The organism is Pseudofrankia coriaricola (assembly GCF_001854805.1).
Classification (GTDB): Bacteria; Actinomycetota; Actinomycetes; order Frankiales; family Frankiaceae; genus Pseudofrankia.
This window is the reverse complement of the sequence record NZ_MBLO01000147.1, coordinates 22,369-34,193: the sequence shown is the minus strand read 5'-3', so window position 1 is coordinate 34,193 and position 11,825 is coordinate 22,369. Positions and strand designations below refer to the sequence as shown.

7 protein-coding genes are annotated in these 11,825 nt (G+C 75.9%); 4 read left to right on the top strand and 3 right to left on the bottom strand.

All coding sequences use genetic code 11. The features are described 5' to 3' along the window. Positions 1-69: 69 nt before the first annotated feature. From BCD48_RS46855 to BCD48_RS20095, 3 genes are all read left to right on the top strand, one after another. Positions 70-306, top strand: a complete 237-nt coding sequence (locus BCD48_RS46855; protein ID WP_083418931.1) for a hypothetical protein — start codon at positions 70-72, stop codon at positions 304-306. A 196-nt stretch (positions 307-502) separates the two neighbouring features. Further along, complete coding sequence (locus BCD48_RS46850) at positions 503-946, top strand: hypothetical protein (RefSeq protein ID WP_131804066.1); 444 nt, start codon at positions 503-505, stop codon at positions 944-946. An 83-nt stretch (positions 947-1,029) separates the two neighbouring features. Then, positions 1,030-2,382, top strand: coding sequence for a PucR-like N-terminal domain-containing protein (locus BCD48_RS20095; protein ID WP_083418929.1), 1,353 nt, complete (start codon positions 1,030-1,032; stop codon positions 2,380-2,382). Positions 2,383-2,427: 45 nt separating this feature from the next. Here BCD48_RS20095 and BCD48_RS20090 read toward each other — a convergent pair whose 3' ends face one another. Beyond that, positions 2,428-3,471 carry a nucleoside hydrolase gene (locus BCD48_RS20090; protein ID WP_071049960.1) on the bottom strand — a complete coding sequence of 348 codons (1,044 nt, stop codon included), beginning with the start codon at positions 3,469-3,471 and terminating at the stop codon, positions 2,428-2,430. A 124-nt stretch (positions 3,472-3,595) separates the two neighbouring features. On the opposite strand from BCD48_RS20090, the gene BCD48_RS46845 reads away from it, so the two are divergent. After that, positions 3,596-4,507, top strand: a complete 912-nt coding sequence (locus BCD48_RS46845; RefSeq protein ID WP_083418928.1) for an endonuclease/exonuclease/phosphatase family protein — start codon at positions 3,596-3,598, stop codon at positions 4,505-4,507. A gap of 18 nt (positions 4,508-4,525) precedes the next feature. Here BCD48_RS46845 and BCD48_RS20080 read toward each other — a convergent pair whose 3' ends face one another. After that, positions 4,526-8,257 (bottom strand): ATP-dependent helicase, encoded by a 3,732-nt coding sequence (locus tag BCD48_RS20080; protein WP_491677153.1) that lies wholly within the window; start codon positions 8,255-8,257, stop codon positions 4,526-4,528. Continuing rightward, positions 8,257-11,760: an ATP-dependent helicase gene (locus BCD48_RS20075; RefSeq protein WP_071050033.1), complete on the bottom strand. Its 3,504-nt coding sequence runs from the start codon at positions 11,758-11,760 to the stop codon at positions 8,257-8,259. The genes BCD48_RS20080 and BCD48_RS20075 overlap by 1 nt, the downstream gene beginning before the upstream one ends. Positions 11,761-11,825: the final 65 nt, after the last annotated feature.

Below are 11,825 nucleotides of genomic sequence, written 5' to 3'. Positions count from 1 at the left end.
GGAAACTGTTGGCGCCATGCACTACCATTGATGTACGTCCCTGGAACCCACGACGAGCGGAGGTGGATCATGGTTGCTCAAGCCATGCCGCTGGACAGCCCGGCGGACGACGACGAGGCGGACTTCGTTGCTTCGGACGAGGACCTGCATCAGGCCTGGCTGAACGCCTTGCAGATAGCGGGATTCTCCTATGAGGAGCTCGCGGAGCAAGCGCGAACCGGAGCCTTCGAGACAGCGTCCGCGCATCGAGCCTGGCACATCGTCAAGAGCCTCCTCCCTTGGCGGGAACCTCCAACGCGAGACTAGGCGTTTTGCCGACGAGCTGAGCGCACTCCTCAACGGCACCGTCTGTCGCGGCGTCCGCTTGATAACCGTCCGGTCATCCTCCAACCGAGACCACGTCTGGGTCGGCTACAGGTCGAGCAACAGAGAAGTTCTCGGTGCACGAGGCATCCCGCTCTCAGTGGGACGCGCGCCCCGATGCTGGCTGGATCTGAGTTTCGTGACAGGCATGGACGAATTCAGTCAGCACCTGATGGTCCTCACTTCCTACATCGGACTCTATACCGACGCCAACATTAAGCAGGTCCTCCTGCACTATGACTATGAGCGCGAAAAGACAGACGGGTACCCCGAAGCACACCTGCAGATTCCGGCAACATCCGAGCCCTGGGTCTCGCTGCTGAGCCGATGCCCGGACGCGAAGAAGGAGCTGGGACACCTTCACCTGCCGACTGGCGGTCGGCGGTTCCGGCCGACGGTCGAGGACCTCGTCGAGTTCCTGATCGTGGAGCGGATCACCGAGGCGCGCGACGGCTGGCGGGATGTGCTGGCCAGATCCCGAGACGCCTTCCTGAGCCGTCAGCTCCGCGCCGCCGTCCGGCGCCTCCCCGAGGCCGCCGCCGACCAGCTGACGCAGATGGGCTACGCGGTCGCGACGCCGTAGGGGACCAGGCAGGCGGTGCATCGGCCCGCACGCGCACGGACGGCGCCGGCGGATCGGCGGTCTGGGCGGCTACCGTGAGAAGCGTGGATGCGACTGTTCCCGGGGGACAGTTTCCGGCCGGCCTAAAGACCCTGCTCAGCTCCGAATTGACCTCCGTGGGTGAGGACATCATCGCGGCGATCGCGGCGGAGGTGCCGGCCTATGCCCGCCCCCTGGAAGGGCGGTTCGGGCGGGGGGTGCGGGCGGGCGTCGCCGAGGCGCTGCGCCGGTTCCTCGCGATCGTCAACGGCGGCCCGGACGACCCGGCCGACATCGCCGCCAGCCGCGAGATCTACGTGCGGCTGGGGCACGGCGAGTTCCACGCCGGCCGTTCCCTGGACAACCTGCTCGCCGCCTACCGAATCGGCACCCGGGTCGCGTGGCGACGGTTCGCCGACGTGGCCCTGCTGCGCGGTGGGCTGGACGCCGCCGGCCTGATAACCCTCGGCGAGACGCTCTTCGGCTATATCGACGGTGTCTGCGCCGCGTCCACCGAGGGATACGCGCTGGCCCAGTCCGCCGACGCGGGCGCCCGGGAGCGGCTGTGGGACCGGATCGGCGAGCTGCTGCTGTCCGGGGCGGACCCAGCGAGCGTCGAGGAGATCACCCAGGCCGCGTCGCTGCGGATCCCGGACCGCCTCGCCGCGGTGCTGGTCCCCACGTTCGCCGACGGCCGACGGCGGCTCGGGCTGCCCACCAGCTGCCCGAGCGCCACGCACGGCTCGGACCTGTGGCTGTTCGTCAGCGGGGACGACGCGCGCGGGCAGCGGCTGGCCGGCCAGCTCGCGGGGCGCTCGGCCGTCGTCGGCCCGACGGTGCCCTGGGCGCGGGCGGCCGCGAGCGCCGAACGGGTCAGGTTCGCGCGCGAGGCGCGCGATGACGGGCTGCTGACCGCGGACCCGCAAGGCGGCCCGCTGTTCACGGATGACCACCTCGCGGCGCTGCTGCTCACCCGCGACCCGCTGCTGCTCGCCGACCTCACCCGCCGCCGGCTCGAGCCGCTCGCGGGCCTGCCCGAGCGGACCCGGCAGCGGCTCGCCGCGACCCTGCTTTACTGGCTGGCCCTGCACGGCCAGCGCGGGCTGATCGCCCGCCGGCTGCACATCCACCCGCAGACCGTTCGTTACCGCGTCCTGCAGCTGCGCGAGCTGTTCGGTGACGCTCTCGACGACCCGGACGCCCGCTTCGAGCTGGAGCTCGTCCTGCGTGCCGGCGCCGGCACGATCATCGGAGACGAGGGCGCGCACGACGACGAGGGCGAAGGCGCCCGAAGCCAGCCCGTCCCGGCGGACCCGGCCGGATCGGCGGGGGCCGCGCACGAAGGCCAGGTCGCGCTCATCGCTGGCGCGGCGCGGCCACGGGCGCGGCGCGGCGGCCGGCCGCCGTCCCCCGACTAGCCACACCGCTACCAGGGCGGCGCCGCCCTGGTAGCGGAGGATCCGTCAGGCCGACAGCCCCGCCACCGGCTCCCCCGCGAGCTCGCGTACCGCCGCTCGGAAGAAGTCGACGTCGACCGCGAGACCGACGGCGACCGGAGCACCGATGCCGTCGGCGTTGCCGTCCGGCCCGCGGCCAGCGGCGACGCCCGGGGCCGCGGGGGCAACGGGAGCCGCCGGGGCCGCGGGCTCGGCCTGGCGGCGTCGCCAGCCCAGCTGGCGCAGGTCCACGACGGTCTGGCCCCAGGCGGCGCTGCCGCCGGTGTCGACCTCCACCGGCAGCGTCTCGACGCCGAGGATGTCCGGCCGGACGACGGCCATCGCCGCCAGCAGGTCGTGGCAGGGCGTCTCGCCCTCGGCGCACAGCGAGCCCGCGTTGCGGCGGTAGAACGACAGCGGCCCGTGGAGGAAGGCCGCGGCGGCGGTCCGCCGCGCCGCGAGCGCGGCGAACTCGACGTCGCGCAGGGTCGCCTGGTGGGTGACGTCCAGGCCGACCATCACCGGCGGCGCCGACCAGCCGGCGCCGAGCGCCGTGGCCGCGGCGAGCGGGTCGTTCGCGACGTTGGCCTCGGCGCTGGGCCGGGCGTTGCCCTGGGCATGCGCGCTGCCGCCCATCAGCGTCAGCCGGCTCGAGGCGGCCGCCGCCGCGTCGGCGCGCACCGCCGCCCCCAGGTTGGTGAGCGGCCCCAGCGTCAGCAGCGACGCGCCCCGGCGCATCTCCCTGACCAGCACGTCGACGGCGGGGGTGTCCTCGTCGGCACCTCGCTCCGGGTCGGCGAACCCGACGTCGCCCAGCCCGTCCTCGCCGTGGATGAACACCGGCCGGGTGATGTGCGGCGCCGGGTCGGTCGGGTCCGCCCCGACGTACACCGGGATGTCGGGGCGGCCGGCCGCCTCGAGGATGACCCGCAGGTTGCGGGCGGCCTGGCGCACCCCGACGTTGCCGCCCACCGCGGTGACCGCGGCAATCTCGACGTCCGGCCGGCCGCACAGCCACACGATCGCCGCCGCGTCGTCGATCCCGCCGTCGCTGTCGATGACAAGCCGCATCAGCCCGCTCCTCCCACGCCCTCACGCCGCCAGACCCGGACCATCCTCGCGTAACCGGCGAACCCGGCCCCCAGGCCGGGGCGTGCCCGCGACCAGGGAGGTCCGGTCGGTTACGGTGCGACCCGTGCGGCTGGGGACGTTCAACGTGATGCACGGCCGGTCGCCGAGGGATGGGGACGTCGACCTGGCGCGGTTCCGCGCGGCCGTCGCGTCCCTGGACTGCGACGTGTTGGCGCTGCAGGAGGTCGACGCCGGCCAGCCCCGGTCCGGGGGGGCCGACCTGTGCGCGGTGGCCGCCGACGCGCTGGGGGTCGCGGAGGAGGACCGGCGGTTCGAGGCGACCGTCTACGGCACTCCGGGCCTCGCCTGGCGGCCGGCCGACGGGTGCCGTTCGCCCGGCGAGCCTGCCTACGGGATCGCTCTGGTCAGCCGGTTTCCTGTCCGCGGCTGGCGGGTCGTGACGCTCGGGCGGGCGCCGGTGCGGTCGCCGATCGCCGTGCCCGGGCCGGACGGCCGGCCGCGGCTGATCCTGCTGGCGGACGAGCCGCGCGTCGCGATCATCGCCAGGCTGGCGACGCCCGTCGCGCCGCTGACCGTCGTGAGCACCCATCTGTCCTTCGTGCCCGGCTGGAACGCGGCACAACTACGCCGCCTCACGCGGGCCCTGCGCCACGACGGCGCCCCGGGCGAGGCCGGCTCGCCGCCGCTACGCGGCACCGCCGGGGCCGCTGACGCCGGGGCCGGCAACGCCCACAACGTCTACAACGCCGGCGCTGTCGGCGCTGGAGGCGCCCAGGGGATCGACGAGGCCACGGTGATTCTCGGTGATCTGAATCTGCCGGGGCCGTTGCCGCGGGTGCTCACCGGCTGGCGGCGGCTGGCCGCCGCGCCCACGTACCCGGCGCATGCCCCGCGGGTGCAGTTCGACCACGTCCTCGCCCGCGGGACCGTGCCGCCGGTCGCCGCCGTGCGGGCCGAGTGGACGGCGGTGTCCGATCATCGCGCCCTGATCGTCGACCTCGCGGGTGGCCGGTGACGACGGCCGGCGGCCGGCTCAGGGAGCGCGGGGCGGCCCCAGGAGAGCGGCCAGGTCCGCCTCGGCCGGGAGCTCCGGGCGCACCAGGCGGCTGTCCCTGACGTAGTAGAAGGCCGCGTCGACGGAGCCGAGGGGGACGCGGCGCAGCCGGGCCCAGGCCAGCCGGTAGAGCGCGAGCTGGACCGGGTCGGCGGCGGTGGCGCCGGTCTTCCAGTCGATCACCTCGTAGCGGCCGTCGCCCAGGTCGTAGACGGCGTCGATGCGGCCGCGGACCACCCGGCCGCCGATCGGGAGCTCGAACGGCGTCTCCACGGCGAGCGGGCGCCGGCCGCCATATGGGCCGGCGAGGAATGCCTCCTTGAGGGCGCGCAGCTCCGCGTCGTCGAGGTGGTCGTCCTCGGCGCCCGGCAGGTCCTCGTGGTCGAGCAGCGGGCGGCGGTCGAAGATCTCCTCGACCCAGGTGTGGAAGCGGATGCCCCGGCTCGCGGCGGGGACGGGCCGGCGCGGCAGCGGGCGGACCAGGTCCCGGGCGAGCCCGTCCGGGTCGGCGCGCAGCTTCATCACCTGCGTCGCCGTCAGCCCCGTCGGCAGCGGCACCCGGCGGACAGGCGCGCGGGCCGCGAGCTCCTCGTCGAGCAGCAGCCGGGTCTCCTGGTCCAGGGCGTCGAGCAGCGCCCGCTCCTGCGCGGTCATGCCGGCGCGGTCGTCCGTCTCGGCGATCCCGGTGACCGTCTCGACGAGGACGGCGGCGGCGCCCCGGCCCTCGGGAGCGCCGGCCGCCGCGGCGGCGGAGACGGCGGCGGCGGCCGGGGTGCCCGCGAGCAGGCCGCGCACCGCGTCCGCCACCGCCCGCCGGACGGCCCCCGCCAGCGCGTCGGCCGGTACCGGCCACACGTACTCGGGTGGGGTCTCCAGTGCCGGGTTGGTCTTCTCCAGGGGGATGTCGGCCCAGTGCTCCACCCGGCCGTTGCCATCCCGCCGTGCGTGCTCGCGCAGCTCGTCGAGGAACGTCGACGGGCCACGCGGCTTCTTCTGGGTGGGGCCCCACCAGTGGCCGCCGCAGATCAGCGTCGAGCGGGCCCTGGTGAACGCGACGTAGGCGAGGCGGCGCTCCTCGTGCTCCGCCTGCTCCCGGCACTGGTCGGCGAACCGGTCGAACACCGCACGTTCGTCGTCGACGGCGAACTCCGGCAGGTCCTCGGCATCGCCGCGAAGCGGCGTCGGCAGCACGGAGGGCGAGGTGGTCCACCGATCTCCGACCATGCTGTCGGGGAACGACCCGCGGCTGATGTTGGGCACGGCGACGACGTCCCATTCCAGGCCCTTGGCGCCGTGCATGGTGAGCACCTGGACGGCCTTGCCCGCTCCGGCGACGTCGGCGTCCAACCCCCGTTCGTACTGCTCGCCGGCCCGCAGGAAGCCCAGGAACGAGGTGAGCGAGGCTCGCCCGCTCGCGTCGTCGTAGCCGGCGGCCGAACGGTCGAAGTCCGCCGCGACCCGCAGGAAGGCGGCGAGGTTCTCCCTGCCCCGGGTCCCGCGGGGCGCGGCAAGCTCCAGCTCGACGTCGAGGCCCGTCGTCTCGACCACGCGGTGGACCAGCTCCACCAGCCCCGCGCCGGCGTGCGCGCGCAGTTCGGCGAGCTCCGCGGCGAGCGCGCGGACGCGCCGGGCGCCCTCGGCGGAGATCTCCTCTCCCGGGTCGGCCAGCGCGTCAGCCAGCGAGACCACGTCGCCCGGGTCGACGTCCGCGACCGCGTCGTCCAGCGCGTCCGCCGGCGCCGCCGCCGCGGACGGGTTCCGCGCGGTGGGGGCTGCGCGCAGCAGCTCGACCGCCCGGCGGCCGAGCGCGGCGAGGTCCCGGGGACCGAGCCGTGGGCGCGGCCCCGTCAGCAGGCGGACCAGCGACGGGTTCGCCGTCGGGTCGTCGAGCACCTCCAGCGTCGCCCGGATGTCGGCGATCTCGGGCTTGGACAGCAGGCCGCCGAGCCCGAGCACCTCGACGGGCAGACCTTCGTCCGTCAGGGCCGTCACCAACGCGGGCACGTCCGACCAGGACCGGGCGAGTACCGCGCACTCCCGAGGCGGGCAGCCGGCCCGGACCCGCCCGGCGAGCTGGCCCGCGACCCAGCGGGTCTCGTCGGCCCAGGTGGCGTGCAGCGCGACGACGGTCTCCCCGGCGAGCATGGCCTGGGGCCGCGGCCGCAGGACGGTGACGGACCTGGTCGGCAGCCGCTCGGCGACGGCGTTGGCGAGGGTGAGTAGCCGCCCGCCGCTGCGCTGGTTCACCGACAGCTGGTAGGTCGCCGCCGGTGTGCCGTCGGCCTGGCGGAAGTGCTCGGGGAACCGGTCGAGGTTGCTCGCCGAGGCGCCGCGCCAGCCGTAGATGGCCTGTGCCGGGTCGCCGACGGCCGTGACCGGGTGCGCCGCGCCGAACAGGCCGACCAGCAGCCGGCGCTGGGCCACCGAGGTGTCCTGGTACTCGTCCAGGAGCACCACCGAGTGCTGGCGGCGCAGCAGCGCGCCGACCTCGGGCACCTGCTCGGCCAGCTGGGCGGCGAGCGTGATCTGGTCGCCGTAGTCGAGCAGCTCACGGCTACGGCGGGTGGCGCGGTAGGCCTTGACCAGCTCCGCGAGCTCGAGCCGGCGACGGGCGGTGAAGGCCAGCCTGCGCAGCTCCCGCACCAGGGTGGCCGTGTTCTGCCGGGCGCGGGCGCGTTCCGTCGCCGCGAGCACGTCCGCGAGCCAGCGCCGGTCGAAGGCGATCAGCTGGTCCGGGTCGACGAGGTGCTCGCCGCACTGGCCGTCGAGCGCGACAACCGCCTCCACGAGCGCGGACATGGAGCCGGTGAAGGCCTCGACGCGGCCTGGGTAGCCGCGGGCGACGTGCGCGGCGAGCTGGTAGCGGGCGGCGGCGGGCAGCAGGACGCAGTCGGGCTCCAGGCCCAGCCGCAGCGCGTGGTCGGCGACCAGCCGGCTGGCGAACGAGTTGTAGGTCGCGATCGTGGGCTCGCCGACACCGTCGTCCGCCCACGTCTGGGCCGCCTCGGGAGCCGGGGCGGCGAGGCCGCCGTCACCGAGGACCTGGCCGCCCGCGGCCGGCGGCTCGGGGCTGCCCGGCTCGGGGCTGCCCGGCTCGACGCCGCCCGCGGCGCCCGCGACGGCCAGGCGCGCGCGGCGCAGCTGGGCCAGGGCCCGGCGCACCCGTTCGGCCAGCTCGCCGGCGGCCTTGCGGGTGAAAGTGAGGCCGAGGATCTGCTCCGCGGGCACCCCGGCCGCGGCGACAAGCCACACCACCCGCGCGGCCATCACCGACGTCTTGCCCGAGCCCGCTCCGGCGACGATCACGCCGGGGGCCGCGGGCGCACAGATCGCGTCCAGTTGCTCCTCGGTGAACGGAACGCCGAGCAGGCCGCGCAGTCCCTCCCTGGTCAGCCGGCGCGGTTCGAGGGCCGCGGCCGTATCGCCGGCCGGATCGGGAGGAACCCCGCGCCCGGCTTCCTCGAACCACACTTCGGCGACCGCGCCGGCATCCACGCCGTCGCCGCCGAAACCGGGCAGAGCGGGCTGCGGCGGGGCCGAGCGAGCCGGCCTCGTCCCGAGCGGCACGGACGCCAACGGGACGGCGCCAGCGGGCAGGGTGGGGAGTGCCTCATCCGCGCGACGCGCGGCGGTGCCGTCGGCATGGCGCTGGGTGGCACCGGGAGCCGGCTCGTCGAATGCCTGATCCGGAAGCGGCGGGGACGTGTCCATCACTCGACCACCTGCCTGCCCTCCGCGGGCCACGCGGGACATGAGCGCCGGAACGAGCAGTAGTCGCAGTTGGGCCCCGTCGTCGGGGCGAACGTCTCGGTGGCGATCGTGCGCACGGCCTGGCCGAGCAGCTCGTCCACCCAGGCCCGCCCGGCGGGCAGCGCCTCCTGCCGCTGGACCTGGGGCGACCCGGTGGGCTCGCCCGGCTCGCGGGGGCCGGCCCGGTCCCCGTCCGCGTCGCGGCGCAGGAGAACGAGCTCGGCGCCGCCAGGGACGGCGTGCCGGTCGCCGGCCTCCGCGAGCCGCGCGGGCTCCGGCCGGTCCGGCGCCTCCGCCGGGTCTGGCGCCTCTCCCCGGTCCGGTGCCTCCGGCGGGGCCGCGAGGCCTGGCTCGGACGGGGCGTTCGGCGCGACTCGCGCGTCGACGGCGCCCTCGCGGACGGCGAGCTGGTAGGTGCCCAGCTGGACGTGCTCGGCCAGGTCGCGGGCACCGACGGCCGCCCGGCCGGTCTTGAAGTCGATGACGTGCACCCGGCCGGCGTCGTCGAGCTCGAGCCGGTCGATCGAGCCGCGCAGCCGGACCGGGCGGCCGTCGACGGTGAGGTCGATGCTGAACCGCTCCTCCGAGCCCACGACGACCCGGCCACGCTCGGCCGCGTGCCAGTCGAGGAAGCGGGCGAGCGCTTCCCGCGCCGCCGCGCGCTCCTGGTCCGAGCGCCAGGGGGCCTCGAAGGCGAGATGCCGCCAGACCGTGTCGAGGCGGGCGTCCAGCGCGACGAGATCGGCCGGGGTACGGCCCGCGGTGACCTCGTCGACGAGCGCGTGCACGACCCGGCCAAAGCTCTGCGCCGTCGTCGCCGGGCGCCCGGCGTGCGCCTCGTGCTCCAGGAACCAGCGCAGCGAACAGTCGCGCAGGCTCGTCAGCGACGACCCGGACAGCCGGATCGGCTCCTGGGCCGGGACGACCGGTACGTCGGACGACGTCACGTCGCGCACGCCCCACCAACGGTCGGGGTGCGCGGCGGGAACCAGCGGTCGGTCGGCGTGGTCGGCGGCGGCGGCCAGCGCCGCGAGCCGACGGCGGGCCGCGCGCCGCGCCGCCGGGCTCGCCGACTGGTCGACCGACACCCGGCGCAGGGTGGCGACCAGGCTCGTCAGGGTGAGCGGCCGCGGTGTCCAGGACGAGCCGTCCACCACCGGCACGCCCAGCTCGGCAAGGAACTCGCTGCGCCGGGAGCCGTTCTCGCCCGCCGTCCCGTCCTCGCCCGCGGTGTCGACAGCGGTGACGACGAGCCGGCGCCGTGCGCGGGTGACCGCGACGTAGAACAGCCGGCGCTCTTCGGCCCAGCGGTCGCGGGGAGTTTCGGGCGGGCGCAGCCCACCCCGGTCGGGGGTGTCCAGCTGCTCGGTGCCGAGCAGCGAGTGCTGTGCGCGCAGATCGGGCCAGGCCCCGTCCTGAACGCCGCGAACAACCACGATGTCCCACTCGAGGCCCTTGGCGCGGTGCGCGGTGAGTAGCCGGACCGCGTCCGGGCGGATCTCGGCGCCCGCGCGGTTGTCGGCGGCGAAGTCCTGGCTGGTCAGGTCGGCTATCAGCCCGCGGGCGCCGCCGCCCGGCCCGCGGCGCTCGCCGAGCCGGCCGACCGCGTCGAACAGGGCGACGACGGCATCCAGATCGGCCTCGGCCGCCCGCCGCCTCGCCCCATAGCCGCTGGCCGCGGCGAACCGCAGCCGCGCCGGCCAGCCGGTGCCCTCCCACAACGCCCAGAGCGCGTCTCGCGGGGTGCCCCCGGCCCGCAGCCGGCGGCGCACCGCGCGCAGCAGCGCACCGACCTCGGCCACCGGGCGGGCAAGGCCGGCGTCCACGCCGTCCGGAACCAACGCGGGGTCGGCCAGGGCGGCCCGAATCATCTCCGCGGACGACTCCGGCCCACGCGTGGCGCGCGCGGCGCCGGCGTCCGGCTCAGCCGGGCCGTCGGCGTCCGCTGACGAGTCGGCGTCGGCGCGGCTCGACCCAACCGCGGCGGCCCCAGCCGACTCGGCTGACTCGGCCGCGCGGGCGTGCTCCCGCAGCGCGCGGCCCAGGGCCCGCAGGCCGGCGGGGTTCGCTCCGCCGAGTGGGGACAGCAGGAGCGCGCGGGCGTCCGCCGCGGTCAGCGACGCCGCGTCGTCGGCGCAGCGCAGCGCGGTGAGCAGGAGAGCCGCGGCCGGCCGCGCCGCCAGCGGCGGCTCGTCACCGGCCATGTCGACCGGCACGCCGGCCGCCGTCAGTGCCCGCGCCACCGGCGGCAACGCGTCGGCGGAACGAGTCAGCACCGCCATCTCCTGCCAGGCCACCCCGCCCGCGAGGTGCTCGCGACGCAGCAGGTCGACGATCGCCTCGGTCTCCGCGGCCTCCGACGGGAACGACAGCGCCTCGACCTGGCCGGCCCGGTCCGGCTCCGCGGGAACGAGCGCGCGGTGAGCCCGCAGCGCGGCCACTGGCAGGCCCGACACCGGCAGGCGGCTGGCGACCTGCCGGCTCGCGGCCAGCACCGGCGGGGCCATCCGCCGGCACACCCCGAGCGCGCGCACGTCGGCCGGTGAACCGTCGGCGCGACGGAACCGGTCGGGGAAGTCGAGCAGGCCACGCACCCGCGCGCCCCGGAACGCGTAGATCGACTGGTCCGGGTCGCCGAAGGCGACCAGGTCGGCCCCGCCCGCCGTCAGCGCGGCCAGGAGCCGCTCATGCGCGGGATCGGTGTCCTGATACTCGTCGACGAAGACCGCCCGGTAACGGGCGCGCAGCGCCTGGCCGGACTCCGGGTCCTCGACGAGCGTCACCGCCCGGTGGCCCAGCTCCGGGTAGTCGACCGCGCCGTCGTACCCCAGGTTGTCCAGGTAGTCCGTGTAGAACTCGGCGAGCGCCGCCCAGTCAGGCCGCCCGGCGCGGGCCGCGAGCGCCCCGAGGCCAGCCGGGTCGAACCCGACCTCACGGACCCGGGCGAACAGCGCCTCGACCTCCTCAGCGAAGCCCCGGGTGCGCAGGCACACCTCGAGCGACGCCGGCCAGTGCGGCCGGCCGAGCTCACGCGAGCCCTCGATCAGATCGCGCAGCCGGGTGAACCGCTCCGGACCGGTCAGCAGCCGCGGCGGCGGGTCGCCCGGGCGAGGGAACTCCCGCAGCACGGAATAACACCAGGAATGGAAGGTCCAGGCCACCGTCCCGCCGACCGCGGCGCCCACGCGGGCGGTGATCCGCTCGGAGAGCTCCCGCGCCGCCCGCCGGCTGAACGTGAGCACGAGAACCGAGCCAAGATCCAGCCCCGCCTCCACGCGGCGGGCGACCGCCTCGACCAGCGTCGTCGTCTTGCCCGTGCCCGGCCCGGCGAGGACCAGCAGCGGCCCACCCGAGTGCTCAAGCACCGCCCGTTGGGCCTCGTCCAGCCCCGCGGGCTCGGCCCACGCGGCCACCGGCGCCGACCGGTCGAGCCGGTAGCGGCGTACGTCAGCGCCCGGCCGCATCAGGGCGACCGGCGGCGTGACGGTGGGCGGCGTCACGGTGGGCGGCGTCACGGTGGATCGTCTGT

Bases quoted from the DNA above. Each gene is read 5' to 3' on its own strand.
- BCD48_RS20075 (WP_071050033.1), bottom strand. From the start codon at position 11,760: ATGCGGCCGGGCGCTGACGTACGCCGCTACCGGCTCGACCGGTCGGCG.
- BCD48_RS46855 (WP_083418931.1), top strand. From the start codon at position 70: ATGGTTGCTCAAGCCATGCCGCTGGACAGCCCGGCGGACGACGACGAG.
- BCD48_RS20090 (WP_071049960.1), bottom strand. From the start codon at position 3,471: ATGCGGCTTGTCATCGACAGCGACGGCGGGATCGACGACGCGGCGGCG.
- BCD48_RS20080 (WP_491677153.1), bottom strand. From the start codon at position 8,257: ATGGACACGTCCCCGCCGCTTCCGGATCAGGCATTCGACGAGCCGGCT.